Here is an 18,300-nt window from a genome sequence, read left to right as displayed (position 1 = left end):
CACAGGATTTGGCGGCGAAAATAACCGTGTCTTCTTTGACATGGGTGCGGAAGCTGGCCAAGTACAACTTGATAATATTAGCTTAACGTTAGCGTCTGACGATAGCGGTGATGATTCAGGTGATAGTGGTGATAATGCTGGTAGCGAGTTATTGACAAACTCTAGCTTTGATAGCTCAGAAGGTTGGGGTGGTACCGACGGCATGGCTGAGAGCATCGTTGATGGTGTATTCACTGCTGACGTAGCTGTTTCTGGCAACCCTTGGGATGTTAGTTTGAAGCAAAACCTAACGTTAATTGCCGATACTGATTACATCTTGAGCTTTGATGCGCGTTCAGACGATTCTCGCTCAGTGGTTGCTGGTTTAGGTTTAGACCAAGATCCTTGGACCAACGTAACTGAAACAGTGATGTTATCGACTGAGTGGACCAACTACAGCATAAACTTTACGACCACAGGATTTGGTGGCGAAAATAATCGTGTGTTGTTCGATATGGGGGCGGAAGCTGGTCAAGTACAACTTGATAATGTGAGTTTAGTGCTAGCATCAGCTGATTCAGATGACTCAAGTGATGACAGCGGTTCATCTGAGCCAACTGGTTTAGCAACGATTGATTTTGAAACTGTTGGTAACAGCTTTACTTGGACAACGTTCGAAAATGACTCAAACCCAGCCTTAGAAATTACAGCTAACCCTGCGGTCGATAGCGTTAATGACTCAGCAAATGTCGCGAAAATTACCGCTTTAGCAGGTGGTCAGCCGTGGGTTGGTGTTGAATCAGCGCACGGTGACTTTGGCCCATTAACTCTTGATGTTAACAACAGCACAGTGAAGATAATGGTTTATAAGTCTGTGATTAGTGACGTAGGAATCAAATTTGCGATTGCCAATGGTGGTGCGCAACCTGAAATTAAGGTTTCAAATACGGTTGTCAACCAATGGGAAGAGTTAACCTTTGATTTTTCTGGATATATTGGTTTAACAGAGTCAATTGATATTGACCAAATCATTATTTTCCCAGATTTCGATTTGGCAGGCCGTGGTCAAGATAATGTCGTTTACTTTGACAACATTAGCTTTCAGTAAAAGTGGCAAACTTGACGCGTAACAACAATTAAACATTGTTTGTTGATATCAAAAATACTCTTTGATGATTCAATTGGGTCATCAAAGAGCCAGATAAAAATAAGAAGGTCATTGTGAATAAGATGAACTTGAAAAGAAATAAAATATCTCTGTCAGTATTGTTAGCACTTGGTTCTTCAATGCTAGTGCCTAACTATGTAATTGCTCAGGAGAGTGAGCAAGAAACAGCTGAGCCTGAAGTCGAAGTGATTGAGGTTCGCGGTATTCGTGGCAGTATGATTCGCTCAATGGATCTAAAACGTGATGCCGATGGCATTATGGACGCGATTTCAGCCGAAGAAATGGGTAAATTCCCTGACACTAACTTAGCTGAATCATTAGGCCGTATTACAGGTGTTTCGGTAAGCCGTTCAAATGGTGAAGGTAGTGAAATTACCGTTCGTGGCTTTGGTCCTGAATTTAACTTAGTTACGTTAAATGGGCGCCAAATGCCTGGTACAGGTTTTACCCGCTCATTCGCGTTTGAAAACTTATCATCAGAAGGTGTAAGTGCACTAGAGATTCAAAAATCTGCGCGTGCCGAAACACCTACAGGTGGCTTAGGTGCTACGGTAAATATCGTCTCAACAAAACCATTGAATAACCCAGGTACACAAGGGTCATTTATGGCAAAAGGGATATATGATGAGTCAAACGTCAAGTATGACGACGTAACACCTGAAATTGCCGGTGTTGTGAGTAGCACTATGTTAGATGATACCTTTGGTGTGTCATTGAGCTTTTCACATCAACGTCGCGACTTTCAAAAGCAACAGGCTAACATTCAAGGTTGGCAATATGGTGAAGTTTTATATGGTCCAAACGACTTAGGTGAAATTGTTGCACAAGAGCAAGGTATTGGTCGATTACCGACATTAGACGATACGCGTGCTATAGATCCTCGAGCGATTGATGAAAATGGCGAACGTATTGGCGCTCACTTTTTTCCTAAAGACTTGAACTACGGTTATGAAGATATCCGTCGTGAACGTAATAACGGCCAGTTAACTTTGCAATACGCACCGACAGAAAACTTAACATTTACTGCTGACTATACTGCTAGCCAGGCAACGACAGCTGTCGAGTCTTTTGGTTGGGGTATTTGGAATAACTTTGGCTCAAATATTATTGGTTATGAGCTAGACCAAAACGGTACGGCAATTTACGCCGATATTGCCGGTGACGATGGTTCATTTACCTCAAGTAAAGGGACAACTGACGTTGACTCTAAATCGATAGGTTTCAATGTTAATTGGCAAATAACTGATAGCTTTAACATGGAAATCGATTATCACGACTCAACCAGTGAAGTGGACAATGGCGCCGACAAAGGTAGTGGCAGCCAAGGTCAAGTGATCTTGGGTTCTGATAAGTTAGTGTCGAAAGTTTATGATTTTACCAGTGGTGAAATTCCTCATTACACTATCAACTGGGATAACGGCACTAACCAGTTAATGGCAAGTGAAATAGATTCTAACTTTAGTCAGTTTCTTCATACACCTGGTAAGTCTGAAATTGAACAGCTGCAACTACACTTTGCGTGGGCAACAGACTACGAATATTTAACACAAGTGAAATTTGGTGCTGCACGCACTGAACAATCACTATCGGGCAGAAATGGTTGGAGTGGATTACGTGGTGGCCCTGGTTTTAACCCAAGCTTTACCGCTATCTTTCCTGATGACATGTTCACCGTTCACGATACTGGCGATTTCTTAGACCAGTTCTCTGGCGGTGGCTCTGGTTTGTCGCCTAACTATTTTTACACCTATGACTATGATGAAGCGGTATCGCGACAGTTAGCGGTATTAACTGAAGAAATTCTTGGTGACAATGCCTATTACACTGACCCGTACTATGCACAAGACACTATGAGTCGAGTTGAAGAAAATACCGATAGCTTCTACGTGCAAACGGATTGGGAATTTGAGTTAGGTGATATCTATGTTTCTGTTAATGCAGGTTTGCGTTATGAAACCACAGATGTTGTTAGCCCTTCAGAAGATAGTATTCCGATGCAAGTAAACTGGGTGTCTGCTGGTGAGTGGATTACACTTTACCAAGACGATGCTGTCGCAACCTCAAACTCTGCGTCATATGATGTTTGGTTGCCAATGATTGATTTTAAATTTGATTTAACGGATGACGTTGTTGCTCGTTTATCATGGGGTAAGTCAATGACACGTGCAGGTTTAGGCAACTTACTTGGAGGTATTTCTTATACAGGTAGTCCAAAAATTGGTGCTAGAACAGGTGCTCGCGGTAATACTGCGTTGAAACCATTCCTGTCAACAAACTTAGATTTATCTGTTGAATACTATTATGAGCAAGGTAGTTACGTGTCTCTTGGTTTATTCCAAAAAGATGTGGATGACTGGATTGCTAATTCACCCTTTGATCAAACCTTAGATGGTGTGCACGACATCTACCAAGGTGAACGTTGGAATCAAGCCGTTAACCAGATAGAACAACGTGGTGAAATTGCCACTGATTCTGCGATATTCCAGCAAATGCTTGTCAATGGTCATGGTAATGCCGATGGCGCTATAGAAGCTGATGCAGCAACAGATCCATTACTGATTTGGAGTATTAATTCACCTGAAAACGTTGATAAGCGCACGGTACAAGGTGCAGAGTTTGCTGTTCAACACCTTTTTGGTGAGTCTGGCTTTGGTGTCGCATTAAACGCTACCTTTGTTGACGGCGATGTTGAGTATGATCCTGCTATTTACGCAGAACAGCCTGTTCTTCCAGGTTTGAGTGATTCAGCTAACTTTCAAATGTTCTACGACTTAGATGGCTTATCTGTTAAAGCAACGTACTCATGGCGTGATTCTTACCTGATTGGTTTAGGCCAAGCGCAGGGTACGGTTATAGATACACCACCACAATACGCAAAAGAATATGGTCAATGGGATGTGAGTGTTAATTACGACATCACTGAAAACATTACTATCTTCTTTGAAGGTGTAAATATTAATAACGAAACTGAGCAAGGGTACGGTCGTTACGAGGAGCAATTCTTATTTGCTCGTCAATACGGTAGCCGTTACGCGCTCGGCGGGCGTATTAAGTTTTAACACCTAAAAATGCCACTGCAATGCAGTGGCATTTTTCTTCATGGCGTTTATTTATAAAACGTGTGTTTTATTTTCCAGAAAACAACAATTTTTAAAGGTTTAGAATGAAATTCATTTCTTTGACCCATACGCGGGTCGGTGGAAGGGTGCGTGCGAGCCTATGGATGCTTGCATTGGTTACGCTTAGTGCCTGTGGCGGCGGTGGTGGAGAAACAACGACTGTTGTTCAACCATCAACGCCAACGGTAACCCCGGATACAATAGCACCAGTTATTGCGTTAATTGGTGAAGCGACAATAGAACTAGAACATGGGGCATCGTTTGATGATCCAGGCGTTTCAGCTACTGACAATGTTGATACGAATGTTGATGTTGAGGTAACGGGTAGTGTTGATACAAATCAGGCTGGCGAATATCAACTCACATATGTTGCGACAGATGATGCTGGTAACGAGGCGCAAGTGACTCGTTTAGTGATTGTCTTAGCGCCAATTCCAGTGATCGAAAGTATCACGATACAGGCGCAAGATTATGGCAATTATAGTGATTCAGACGTTGGTAATACGGGGGGCCAATATAGAAATGACAACGTAGACATTGAAGCAACCACAGATACCAATGGTGAATATAATGTTGGCTGGACGGTAGCTGACGAATGGTTAGAGTACACTTTTGAGTCATCAGCAGCGACATATCAAATTGATGCGCGTGTTGCCTCTGAAGTTGGCAATGGTAGGTTTCGTATTAATATTGGCGACCAACAAATTGAATCGGATTCGTTGCCAAACACCGGTGGTTGGCAAACCTACTCCACTGAAAGTATTGGTTCTATTGCTTTGTCTGCCGGCGAGCACACGCTTAGAGTAACCATTATTACTGGTGATTTTAATCTTAACTGGTTATTGCTAGCACAAATTGATGATCAGGATTTTGACGGTGTAGGAGACACAATAGATGTTTGCCCTGACACAGCCGTTGGTTTATCGGTTAACGATATAGGTTGCCCTGATAGTGACGGCGACGGTGTAGATGATAGCGCTGATAGCTGCCCGAGCACACTTGAAGGTGATGTAGTAGATATTGATGGCTGCACAGTCGTTGAACCACTAGAAGAAGTAACGTCTGAAAACAATATACTCGTCGGGGGTAAAGATTCAATTAAGCCTGGTTTTAGTTTGTATGTTTTTGACAACGATTTAGGGACAAGCTCAAGTAGTTGTAATGATGGTTGTGCTGGAAATTGGCCACCACTGCTATTATCAGATGACGTACCTTCAGGTGTTGCAAATTTATCGACTATTATTCGTGACGATGGTAGTGAGCAAGTCACCTATGATAATCGTCCTTTATACTTTTTTGTTGGTGATGAAGCGCCTGGACAAACACTTGGTAATGGTGAGCTTTGGCACACTATAGAATTAGGACTTGTTGGTGATTTCGTTTCATTATTTAACAATGCTACTGAGCTAGCTCCGATCGCATCTTTTGTTCGTAGTGACGGTGTTGCTGTGACTCGTATTGCAGATCGCGGACGTGATCGCCATGCAAAAGACATTACTTTCCAAGATCATTACGATCACTTTCTCGCGCATTATTGGCAATATCGTACCGCTCGCATTCAACTTGAAGATTATACGCCGCTAGGTCAAAGCTTAATTAAAGTAACGTGGATCACTGAAGCTGAGCTTGGAGCGCGAGAGTTTCGGGTTTGGTATAACGGTATTACAACAACCGGCCAGTTCAATTTCAACCCACAGAAAGAAGAAGAAAAGGTTAGCCCAACAGAAACGGGGACGGTATATGTTGGTCAAGGTACGTGGGATGATAATTTTGAAAAGATTAGCGATGAAGGACATCAATTTAAATACACGTTAGATATTGTAGACGAGTGGCAATCTAATGGACCAATCATTCCACTTAGTACCGGTCGTCGAATGGAATTTGAAGCGAGTCAGTTTTTACTTTCACCACCTGCTGGCACAAGATTAAATTATTACGGAACTACATTTTTATATTTAACTGGGCAGCCGGGTGTGCATCCATTTGAGTGGGATAGAAATGAATATGATGATAGCTACCCGATACCTCAAAAAGGTTTAATTGGTGGCGATACATCACTTGGCTATAACTATAGTAAGGAGCCTGCTGGTCGCTTTATGGGCATGGCGACCAATATGAGTCCGGGTAATGCGCAACCTTGGGTTGAAGGAAGGCGAGTGCATCATACAAATTTTGAAACGGGTGAGCATGATGAGCGCCACGATAATATTATTTGGACCGAACAAATTGGAAAAGCAGGTCCTAGATACATTAATCAATCTTGTGCCAATTGCCATATTCGCAATGGCCGAGCACTCGTTTCAGATGTTGGCGAACCACTTGATAAATGGGTCTTTAAAATAGGTGATGAAAACGGTGAGCCTGATCCGAACAAAGGCAGTGTCTTGCAACCTGAGGTTGCTGACCATGCCATCGGTGCTAGTTCTGAAGGCAGTGTATCTTTAGCCGCGTGGACCGAGCTTGAAAACGGTTTACGTTCGCCAAACTATACGTTTACCCAAGGCAGGCCTGCTAAGTTCTCTGCACGTATAGCACCACAACTTGTTGGGCTTGGTTTACTTGAAGCGGTAAATGAAGCAGACATTATAGCATTGGCTGATCCCGATGATGCTGACGGTGATGGGATTTCAGGGCGTGTGTCTGAGGTGATTGACCCAGTGACTAATGATAAACGTGTTGGTCGTTTTGGTTATAAAGCAAGTACAGCGAGCCTAACTCATCAAATCGCAGCAGCGCTTAATACCGATATTGGCGTGCTTACTTCAGTATTACCGACACCTGATTGTGGCACAGAACAAACAGATTGTGGCGATAGTATTGCGGAGCTCAGCGATGAGAACTTAAATAAATTAGCTAAATATGTTGCCTTGCTTGGCGTGCCAGCGCGTCGTGACTACGATGAAGTAACTGGTGAGAACATCTTTACTAATATTGGTTGTGCCTCTTGTCATACTCCAAGTTTTACGACATCTGTTTTTCACCCTATGGCTGAACTTCGCAACCAATCAATAGCGCCATATACTGATATGTTGCTTCATGATATGGGAGAAGATTTAGCTGATAATCTCGCAGAAGGTAGTGCTAGTGGCGCAGAATGGCGAACAGCACCTTTATGGGGCCTTGGTCACGCTGTCGATGTTATGGTGAGGGATGACAAAGCCAATGATTCAGTGTCGTTGTCACAAAGTGCTAGCGATATTAATCGTGTTGGCTTCTTACACGATGGCAGAGCACGTACTATTGAAGAAGCTATTCTTTGGCATGGTGGCGAAGGTGAGAATGCTAAGTTAGCCTTTGAAGAGCTAAGCGCTGCAGATAAGAGCGCGTTAATGGCATTTTTAAATTCGCTGTAAATATGATGGCGATTGATGTAGCTCAATCGCCAGTTATTTTGTTTGGCATGAAATACGATAAAAAAAGCTCTACCGACAAGGTAAAGCTTTTTTATATGCTAAATTAAAATTATTTATAGGATTATGCTGTTTCTCTCATCACCAGTTTAGGGGTACGATCAACATAGAATAAGCCCCAGTGTTTTTCTGGTTCATTGTCATCACCTGAGCCTTTCCATGGTTCGTCAAAGGCTTCGAAAATAAATGTAGTTATTTTGTTTTCTTTGCTCCAAGCCAATAATTGCTGGTAATAAATAGCTTGTAGTTCAGGAGATGCATTCCAGCACTCAATTCCTCTGCCATTTGACGCGGTTGTCCAGCCAGCTTCGGTGATAACTATTTGCTTATCAGGATAGGCGTTTGCAACACTTTGATAATTTTCGATGGTGTAAGCCAGCGCCGTTTCAATGGTTTGGTATTCCCATGCCGGGTAGGTATGAATTGAGATAAAGTCAATCACCTCAACAAGTGGCTGCAACTTTTGACACCAAGGTACGTAGTTTTCGCAGAAAGTTACTGGTTGCTTAACATTGTTTTTAACTTGTTGAGCATAGCCGACTAATCGTTCAACAGGCACTAAATGATCAGTCCAATCAACACTTGCTTCGTTACCTATCGAAACTGCTGAGATAATCTCAGGATATGCATTTGCTAGCTCAATGAGTTTTTCAATTTGTGCTTGATTAGCCTTGGCATTTTTAGCCAATTCATCGTCACTATATTGCGCGCCCCAAGGACAATTAGGGTTTACTTGTTCAGCGCCAATATCAGCACCGAGCATAAGTTTAAAATTTAAATGTTCAGACTCAATAACATTTAGCACGATTTCAGCATGTGGCCCGCAATCGTAAAGTCTTAAATAACACCATTGATCATGTAGAATCAACAGGTCTTCTTTTACTTGTTCATAGCTTGGGTAAATACCTTCTCTAGGGTTTTGACCTTCGCGATATCCTGAATAGCAGATTGCCGTTGCAAACGGCAGTACATTGTCATTACTCATACTTCTACACCAACTCGACATTTAGGGTCTGTTGATCTTTCATTTTGTAATTCTGTTGCCTTGAAAAAGATGAGATTCGCGGCGCTTAAAGTAATGTTTGGTTGCTCCAAATACACTTTAAGCAACAAAGAATATCGCTTTTTCAAGTCAACCCAAAGGGCTTTGGCTAATTTTAAACCTAACATCGTTGAAAATCGTTAAGGTAGAACAACTACATTACTCTCTTTTCGCCTTGTTATCTTCAAAATTAGCCTAAAGCAGAGGCTAAAATGAAAGGTCAACAGCCCCTAATTATTAATATTTATAGTTTCCGTGTGTGTCCCATAGCCCCCAATGAGCACCCACACCGCCTTCATCTTTTACTTTCCATTTTTCATCGAATGATGAGAAATAGAAAACGTCGATATCTTCTTCACCTGCCCATTGATAGGTACCAATAAAGTACTTCATTGCATTAACAAAGCTTGGATCCGCCCCCCATTCACTGGGTCCTTGGTCTGGCCAACCGGTTTCAGTGATAATAACTTTCTTGCCATTTGCTATTTTGGTTGCCCGTCTGAACATATCTTTCATATATAAGATAGAGTATTCAAGGGCACATCCCTCCCAGAAAGGGTAGCAATTAGCTAAAATTACGTCGCATTGTTCCGTTATCCTAGGGTGATCTTCAAATTCATAGTAAGCATCAACATAGCCAACAGGGATATCTGGTAGAGCAGCCTTAACACGCACTAAATATTCAATAAGTTGATCTTCACTTAGCTCTTCTCGAAGGAGTACTTCGTTGCCAACAGCTGCGACATCAACAAACCCTGCCTTAGCCAGTGAAATTAAGTTCGTTATTTCTTTCTCATTGTTTTCTAAGTCGTCATTTAGCCATGCACCCACTAACGTTTTCAAACCTTTTGCTTTAGCTGCTTCAGGAATAAGTTCATTACCCTTGGTACAAGAAAAACTGCGAATCCAATGTATGTTGTTGGCGATAACACTTAGCCTTTCATTGATTTGCATCATTGTGACTTTATCGCCTGGCTTTTGCCCTTCACCATAAGGGCTGAAAGAAATTCCGTGAATTTTTTCGTCGAGAATTGTTCTCGCTTTAGCTTTTAATTCATCTTCAGGCAGGTTAATCACATTCATGCCTGAAATTGACATATATTTTTTCTTACGGTTAGACATTAATAAGTCCTTAGCTTAACGAAGAAAGAGTAGACGGATTTAACGTTAAGGTTATCGACGTAACCTTAGCCGTGCGTTCAAATATTGATTGAGCAATATCGCTACTTAATTGCAGATTTGGCATAACCAGTTCATGTGTTCCTATCTGGACCTTTAACGTTTCATCGGCATCGGTCAATTGATAAACGATAGGTACCTGACACCAAGTAAACGCCAATGTTTTCGCAGGTAGAGACAACACTTGCCACTGATTGTTAACATCAAGGTATTTGAATTCGTGCGGTTGAGAAGAAAACTCACATTGACGTAAAAGTGAAGGTTCAAAATTGACTTGTCCTTGGTTTACTCTAATGCCTAATTCACCAAATCGAGTCAGTACTTCCTCTTTTACTTGGCCTGTCATACCGGGTTGTTGCGCGCCACTATGGATCGGCGTATGTGAATACGGGTCTACAGGAAAAGCACCATACTCTAATGGTGTTTTGTTAAAACCTATGCCTTCACGTACGGCATAATAATGAACGGCTAACCGGTTGATTTGCTCTTCATCTTCACTCGCTGCAATCGCAGTGAAATAGCATTCTTGCACAGCAAGAAGTAACTTAGAAACCATATGCCAATAGATTGAGCCAAGCCCTTCGAAACCAAACATGCCGCCAGAGCGCCCCGTAAATGCTTTATGGTTAAATACCTGCTCATAAAGTGCATGCACAGCAGCTTTGTTTTCTAAAACAACAGGTTGCAAGGAGTTTGGCAGACTGACTAATGCATCTTCTAACTGATCTTTGTTTGTTAATGCGCTATTGAACCGATAATTACCTTCCACATCTTTTTCGATAATGCTGGTATCTTGATTATTTACTAATGCGTTAATTAATGGGTTTTTCTTGGCTTGAGCACTATCAACTACATTTTTATTCAAAAATGAAGGCAGCGCACGGTCTGGGTAAAGCATAAAGGTATGCTGATCTTCACGATATACATCACTAGCAAAGAGATTATCTAAGGCATTGTTTGTCTGTGCTGCACTTAAATAACCAGAACTTAATGCGGCTACTTGTCCTTCTAACATTGGGTAAAGGTGGTCAATTGCTAAGCTATCATCAGAGAGTGACAATAGGTTATAAGCGTGGAACATACCATTGGCCATTTGATTGGCTTTAATCGTGTAATCTATCGCTACTTGCGCATGGCTTAACATATTGACGATATCGGATACTAAAACCTTTGTTTTTCCAGAAAATCCTTTTTTATCGTAAACTGTTTGACGGTACCAGCTTGAAAGCTCGCCCAGTTGATTGGTCATTGCTAATTGTGTGTGTTCATCAACACGCCCAGCATTGATGTCGATGGCTGCTTTAGAAAGTATTTCACTTGTGCCAGCTAGCCATGTAGCGACTTCTTCAGACAACGCAACATCATGTTTTTCATTTTTAAGTAAGTTAATTAAAAATGCCGTGTAGCGTCGCATATAGCATAAGGTAACAACGGAAATGCCCTGACCAACTAATGCGTTGTTGGCATCGTTCCACTCAGGGCGTTGCGTGTTTAACCATATACCGCCACCAAGCACTAGATTACCCAATTTAGCAAGCAAGGCGACACAGAGCTTTTCAACTAAGTTAACATGATAAACCGTGCCATTTGCTGCTAATACAAGCTTACCGTCGGCACCCATTGATTCCACTCTATGCTCAATTTCTTCTGCACTTTCGTTATCGAAAAGTACCGTGCTTTTGGCGTTCTCTTTAATTTCGTCAAAAGACTTAATGCGGTAGGGAACGTTGGCATAACTAAAGATTTCTTTACCCAGTAGTTCAGTGAGCTTATTTGGGTGGAATTGATGGCTTAGCTCTAAGAGCTTTTGCAAATAAATAATTTGATGATCACCCCAGTAGCCAATGTAGCTCCACGGATCTTCAGGATCTTCAACTTCCCAATCAATACCTTCTTTAGTGATGCGGTATGGGTTGTAGCCTTCGATGGTTGAGGCATTAACAAATTTAGATACAACAGACTCAATAAACTCAGGGTAACTAAAGGTTAGTGCTTCCCAGTTTTGGAAAATGTCACGCCAATTACCTTGGTATGAAAGGATTTTTTCTTGGTTATCATCAAGTAGCTTTATCTCAAACTGATTCCAAGGGCGACTCGGGTCACCATGACGTCGGCCAAAAGTAATAGGCAAGTATTCCATCGCCAAACGTTCTAATTGGTGACAATCTAAGGATCGCACTTGTTTATGTAATTCAGGTAAACCAATAAAGTTAGGTAAGCTGTTTAGCCAACTACTGTGTTTGTAATAAACGCCTGAGTTAAAATGCTTGATGGTTTTTATGAAGTCTTTGGTCGAAATACTATATTGATCATCAAAAATACCACCTCGTAGCACATTGAATAGTACGTTCGCATAATGATGTGCGCTAACTGGCTCTTCGTTTGTCGATTGAAAACCATCTGCAGCAGCCATTTTCTTAGCCAGATTTTCAGAGCCATTCTCGATTGAATCCGCTATCGATTTTTGCAACGTGTCAGTTTTAGATAATTGTGAAAGTAATGCCACTATCTGACTTTGGCTTTGCTCAATATTGGTAACAAACTGCCATGTTTTTGATTGCTTGGCTGCTAGAGAAGTCGAAAAGTTTGCTAAATAAGCCCCTCGAACCCCTTTAATAATTGATTCACTTTCAAGGGTACTATCTTGTTTAAATGCTGAAATTTGATTAGACGACATCAACATAGTTGGCTTATCTAAGCCTAAACAAAAAACAGTATTAGCTTTTAAAGACTCACACGGCTCCGCGCGATCGGTGATGCCAGAAAACAGGCTAAACATCCCTAAATTGTAGGTTTCCTCTAATTCTGACCACTTATAAGCGTCAACTAGGTTACTTGAATTTGTTTGAGTATGTCTTGGGGTGCCAGCAGGTAAGATATTTTGAAAGCCATCGAGCAATTCTGCTTCAACCATTGATGAAGATAAGTTAGTTAGCTGACACGAGCGAATAAAACCATATTCGGCACTACTAGCCCATGTGTAGCAAAAAGATAGCTGTAAATCATGATTAATTTCTTCGTAACAAATCTTGTTACCTAACAAGTTTTTATAAAGATTACGAGTCACTTTATATCTAAAGTCATGCTCTTTATTGAAGGGTTCCCACTGTTGAGCTTGGTTATCACGCAAGACCTTCACTAAGGTTTTACAGCCTGTATGTGGGTGACTTTCATGAATTCTATCTACTGTTTCATAGGTAAACAGCGCAGTATCAGGAGAGACTCTGCCGGCGGTTAGTCCTGTATTTGAAGATAAAAACATCCAATGATCGCTATCAGAAACTAAGCTGATAAAAAAAGGCGCCATTTGGTCAACGTTTTTAATTGCATAGTAACGTTCACCATTGAGATCGATAAACTCTCCAGTGACGTTTGCATGAGATTGCACAGAAGTCGACATTACTTACTCCGAATGTGATGTATATATTAGCTAAATAGGTTGGCTGAATTGGGTGTTATCGATTGGTGTACATACGTACGTAGTCGATTTCCATTCTTACTGGGAATATCGAGTCATCGATCGGGCCACCGGCACGTCCCCACATGCCGCCTATAGCGAGATTAAGTATTAAATGATAAGGATGGTCGAATGGCCAAGCTCGCCATCCGGTTTGTTCGTTGCTGTAAGAAAAGTAGGGGGTGCCGTCCATTAGCACAACGATTTGTTGAGGTGACCATTCAACGCTATACACGTGAAATTCTTGATCAGCGCTTCTTGCATTTATCGCGCCTTTACGTTGCTCCCAGTTAATCCAGTAATATGCTTTGTTATGGACCGTGCCGTGCACGTTGTGCATGTCAAAGCCAACGTGTTCCATGATGTCTATTTCACCGGAATTTGGCCAAGCATCACATGTTGAACTTCCTTGCCAATCGGCACCCGCTTGACAAGAAGTCGCATAACGAAACGGGTCTGAAGGTAACATCCATATTGCAGCCCATGTGCCGCGACCAGCGGGTAACTTCGCTTTTACATCAATTTTTCCATAAAGTAAGTCTGCTTTTCCTAAGGTGTGTATTCTTGCAGACGTATACTCACCATTGTCATAGGGTTCTTTATGAGCTTCTATAATTAATTTACGACCGTCGACACGCACATTTTTTTCACGACTGGTATAAACTTGATCTTCATCGTTGACCTTTCTTGCTGGCCATTCATCAAAAGACCATTTTGTTGGATCTGGCTGACCTTCATAATCAAATTCATCTTGCCAGACAAGCTGCCATTGCTTGGTGTTTTCGTCATGGCTTCGAACAATAATCCCTGATAGCACCGGGCTACCTTTTATCGGGACTAAGTCAATAAACAGGTTTCCATTATCAACGTTAATATTATTGACGGTTTTATCGAGAGCAGAAAAAGCCTTCCCATCTCGCATACCTCTTATATCAATCGCTGATAATACTTTTTCGTCATTAATATTAACGTCAAATATACGCTCGCCGGTTGCAATGTCTTCCGGTTCAGCAAACAGAAAGGTGACATCATAGGTGCCATTATCTACAGCGTGATTAATTGAAATATTGCCTTCAATGTAGGTTTGATAAAGCGTAGGGTCTTGTGATCCTAAAATATTATCAACATTACCGAGTAAGAATTTGTGGGAAAGTTGGTCTGATTCAAATGTAACGCCACTTAAAGCTTGGTATTTATTACCACCAAAGTTTACCGCCCAAACAATGTTATTGGCATAGGCGTTTTCAACCGAGTTTGCACTTGCAACAAGGTTTAGGTTTTGACTGCTCGACATCTTAGATCCTTTATCACGTAAATCACCAGAATGAGATTGAGTAAAACAACCTGTTAATACCGGTAAAGTAAGTACGCTTATCACAAAGGAATTTTTAATTATTGTTAGCATTATTGAGTTACCTTTGTCTGTTGCAGGCAATATTTATCCTGCAAGTGACTGCATATAGTTGGCACAATAATTCGCCAGTCAAAGATAGCAATCAAAATAAGCTCAGGTGGACTCGGGTCAAGATTAAGCGGTCAAAGCTAGTAAAATAGCGATGTACAGAGGGAAGATAGCGCATCCTCAATCTAATCCTTTTTACTGTAAAACGATAGCTGAAATTTGAAAAAAGAAAACCGTCTTAATAGCGTGTTTGTCCGTATTGTCGTGTTATCGGGGACAGGTCAGCGTATTTTTCTCACTTAGTTGTTCAAATGTCATACAGTAGATTTCTTGATAATTTGCAAGGGGTTATAGGAGTCGATATGACGCAATTAGAAATGTCCGCAAGAGGCAAAGTGCCAATTGGTCAAAAAACAGCATACGGTACAGGTACCTTAGTGCTTAACTTACTCCCTGCTTCATTAGGGATTTTTTCATTCTTCTTAATTACTGCCTTTGGTGTTGATCCATTGCTTGCTGGTATTTTAAGTGGCGCACCTAGATTATTTGATGCGTTAACCGATCCAATTATGGGGTTCGTTACTGACAATACAAAGTCAAGGTGGGGGCGACGCCGACCTTATATTGTTATTGGCGCTATATTAAGTGGTACTTTCTTTGCCGCGATGTGGCAGCTTAATCCTGAGTGGTCACAAGATCATATTTTTTGGTATCTGATGTTGTTTTCCTTGGCATTCACCATTGGCAATACGATGTACGCAACGCCATTTGTTGGGCTAGGATATGAAATTACTTCTGACTACAATGAACGCACTCGACTTATGGCGTTCTCTCAGTTTATGGGGCAAATTGCATGGATGATAGTGCCATGGTTCTGGGTACTTATTGCGGATCCTGATTTATTTGCGACACAGGCTGAAGGGGTTCGTACGCTCTCACTATATGTTGCTGCTGGTTGTATCATTTTAGGGATAATGCCAGGCTTATTTTGTAAAGGAATTGATAGCGAGCAAATCGAAAATAGGGCAGAAATTTCCTTTAGTACCATTTGGGTAAATTTAGTTGGTGTTGCTCGTAGTATTGCGCAAACCTTCAAAAATAAGCAATTTGTTCAGCTCTGTACAGCAACGTTTTTAGTCTTTAATGGCTTTTATTTAGTGGCCTCATTTAGCTACTTCATTATTGTCTTTCATATGTTCAACGGTGATTACGGTTTGGCTGGAACTTGGCCTGCATGGTTTTCAACCATTAGTGCAGTAGTAACAGCATTTCTTGTTATCCCGGTTGTCACATGGATGTCTAATCGCTGGGGAAAAAAGAATGCTTTCATTGTTGCAACGTTTATTTCGATTATTGGCTATGGCTTAAAATGGTATGGGTTTAACCCTGAAAATCCTTGGCTTATTTTTATGCCAATTCCGCTCATGTCGTTTGGTATAGGTGGTTTATTTACCTTGATGATGAGTATGACAGCTGATGTGTGTGACTTAGATGAAATGAAAAATGGTATGCCACGTAAAGAGGGAACGTTTGGTGCCATATATTGGTTAATGGTCAAAATAGGGCAGGCGTTAGCATTTGTCTTAGGTGGCGCTGTACTTAAATATGTTGGCTTTGATGCAGGTGCGGCAACGCAATCTGTAGAAACCATGACTAACTTGCGCATTGCCGATATTGTTATTCCTGCGACAACGGCTTTTTTTGCCATTATTGTTATGTGGCGTTATAACCTGACTGAAGAAAAAGCCAATGAAATTAAACTTGTATTAGTAGAAAGGCGTGGAGATATCTAGCAGTTACAATCAATGAAAATGGGCTTGTATTGCCCATTTTTTGTTTCCAACCGGAGGGAATAATTGTCATCAATTATGATGAATGATAAAACATAGCTAACTATTATCATTGAGATGATAAGTAATGAATCCAAGTATTTTTAGTCGACCAAAATGCTGCTTATAGACACTCAATCCCCTACCTCGCCATTCGCAATAACATTTTGTTATAGCGACGCATGTGCCGATATCAGGCCATAAAAAAATGGTCTAGCCCCACACCTTGACAATGGAGCAAGCGTCATTTAACTCATTAAGAAAAGTGAATCTCTGTTCTTTTACTGATATTTTTTGTTGAATTCGATATCATCAATTCAAATTACAACAACATGCCAAAGATTATGTCATTTACAAAAAAGCTTTTATTTTTAAGTTTACTGCTCTCTATCTCTACTTTTTCTTGCTCTGATAACCTAAACGGCAAGCCTGTTGAGGTCAGTAAGGTGAATCAACAAATCATTGTTGAAAAATATATTGAAGATACCGGTATCCCCTGGGCTATGGCGTGGTTACCGTCAGGTGAGTTACTTATTACGATGCGAGCAGGTGAGTTACGCATGGTGAAAAATGGCATATTGCTTGATCAAACTATTAGTGGTCTACCTGAAATAAAGGTAAAGCAACAAGGTGGCTTACTAGATATTGCGTTACACCCAGACTACGAGAAAAACGGCTGGATTTACTTGTCGTATAGCAAGGAAGATGGTGAAGGTAATTTTAGTACCGCTATTATGCGTGCAAAATTAAAGAATATGTCTTTGGTTGAGCAAGAAGATATTTATGTCGCGCAAGCCTATGGCGAAAAAGGCGTGCATTTTGGTAGCCGTTTATCTTTTGATAACCAAGGTTTCCTCTATTTCTCTATAGGTGATCGTGGACAGCGTGATATTAATCCGCAGGATATTAGTCGTGATGCAGGAAAAGTTTATCGAATTCATGATGACGGTCGTATTCCTGAAGATAACCCTTTTGTTAGTGATATAGATGCTAAATCGGCTATCTTTTCATATGGACACCGAAACCCTCAAGGTATGGCAAAACACCCTATAACGGGTGATATTTGGACACATGAGCATGGCCCTAAAGGTGGTGACGAAGTTAATATTATTGCTAAAGGTAAAAACTACGGTTGGCCAGTAATTAGTTATGGTGTTAATTACTCGGGTACTAGTTTTACTGACTTAACTGAAAAAGCAGGAATGGAGCAACCTCTGTGGTATTGGGACCCATCAATAGCCCCTTCAGATATGGTGTTTGTGACAAGTGACAAGTATCCTCAGTGGCAAGGTAATTTGCTGGTTGGTTCATTGAAATTTGGCTATTTAGTGATGTTAACGTTAGATGGCAACAAAGTCGTTAAAGAGGAAATTGTTCAAGAAAACTTAACGCGCATACGCAGTATTTCACAAGGGCCAGATGGTTACTTATATGTTGGCGCAGACGGTGTCGGCGTTTATCGACTACTTCCTTAAATTATCGTGTGGAATAGGTAAGATCGTGATAGTTGATTAAAAAAGGTCATCAGATAAGGTGGCCTTTTTTGATACTTGTATGCACAAGTGCCAACAGCTAATAATACAGTTGATATCTCGAAACCTAGCTTTGTAAAGTCTAGCGTGACCTCACATTACGGAAAACTTAAGCTGAGCTGTTTAAAAATCTTACGCCAGTAGAGTCGAGTTGGCTAAATACTGGCTATAAATTATCTTGAA

General features: G+C 41.1%; 9 protein-coding genes. 5 read left to right on the top strand and 4 right to left on the bottom strand.

Going from position 1 to position 18,300, the window contains the following annotated elements; genetic code table 11:
• The 3 genes from QQK02_RS02685 to QQK02_RS02675 form a co-directional block, all read left to right on the top strand.
• Positions 1 to 1,087: carbohydrate binding domain-containing protein (locus tag QQK02_RS02685; protein ID WP_284206402.1), on the top strand; the 1,087-nt coding region annotated here is incomplete at its 5' end.
• 113 nt (positions 1,088 to 1,200) lie between these two features.
• The gene (locus QQK02_RS02680; protein ID WP_407705000.1) at positions 1,201 to 4,206 is read left to right on the top strand and encodes a TonB-dependent receptor; all 3,006 of its coding nucleotides are present in this window, start codon (positions 1,201 to 1,203) and stop codon (positions 4,204 to 4,206) included.
• Positions 4,207 to 4,310: 104 nt separating this feature from the next.
• Positions 4,311 to 7,619 carry a di-heme oxidoredictase family protein gene (locus tag QQK02_RS02675; RefSeq protein WP_284206401.1) on the top strand — a complete coding sequence of 1,103 codons (3,309 nt, stop codon included), beginning with the start codon at positions 4,311 to 4,313 and terminating at the stop codon, positions 7,617 to 7,619.
• A gap of 121 nt (positions 7,620 to 7,740) precedes the next feature.
• Here QQK02_RS02675 and QQK02_RS02670 read toward each other — a convergent pair whose 3' ends face one another.
• From QQK02_RS02670 to QQK02_RS02655, 4 genes are all read right to left on the bottom strand, one after another.
• On the bottom strand, positions 7,741 to 8,661 hold the full coding sequence (locus tag QQK02_RS02670; RefSeq protein ID WP_284206400.1) for a glycoside hydrolase family 17 protein: 921 nt from the start codon (positions 8,659 to 8,661) through the stop codon (positions 7,741 to 7,743).
• 294 nt (positions 8,662 to 8,955) lie between these two features.
• Positions 8,956 to 9,840 (bottom strand): glycoside hydrolase family 17 protein, encoded by an 885-nt coding sequence (locus QQK02_RS02665; RefSeq protein WP_284206399.1) that lies wholly within the window; start codon positions 9,838 to 9,840, stop codon positions 8,956 to 8,958.
• A 10-nt stretch (positions 9,841 to 9,850) separates the two neighbouring features.
• Positions 9,851 to 13,297: a hypothetical protein gene (locus QQK02_RS02660; protein ID WP_284206398.1), complete on the bottom strand. Its 3,447-nt coding sequence runs from the start codon at positions 13,295 to 13,297 to the stop codon at positions 9,851 to 9,853.
• 55 nt (positions 13,298 to 13,352) lie between these two features.
• Positions 13,353 to 14,759 carry a family 16 glycosylhydrolase gene (locus QQK02_RS02655; protein ID WP_284206397.1) on the bottom strand — a complete coding sequence of 469 codons (1,407 nt, stop codon included), beginning with the start codon at positions 14,757 to 14,759 and terminating at the stop codon, positions 13,353 to 13,355.
• Between the two features lie 359 nt (positions 14,760 to 15,118).
• On the opposite strand from QQK02_RS02655, the gene QQK02_RS02650 reads away from it, so the two are divergent.
• Positions 15,119 to 16,549, top strand: a complete 1,431-nt coding sequence (locus tag QQK02_RS02650) for an MFS transporter (protein WP_284206396.1) — start codon at positions 15,119 to 15,121, stop codon at positions 16,547 to 16,549.
• A 380-nt stretch (positions 16,550 to 16,929) separates the two neighbouring features.
• Positions 16,930 to 18,060: a PQQ-dependent sugar dehydrogenase gene (locus tag QQK02_RS02645; RefSeq protein ID WP_284206395.1), complete on the top strand. Its 1,131-nt coding sequence runs from the start codon at positions 16,930 to 16,932 to the stop codon at positions 18,058 to 18,060.
• Positions 18,061 to 18,300: the final 240 nt, after the last annotated feature.

Source organism: Thalassotalea eurytherma (genome assembly GCF_030161415.1).
Classification (GTDB): Bacteria; Pseudomonadota; Gammaproteobacteria; order Enterobacterales; family Alteromonadaceae; genus Thalassotalea_G; species Thalassotalea_G eurytherma.
This window is presented reverse-complemented; position numbering and strand designations above follow the sequence as displayed.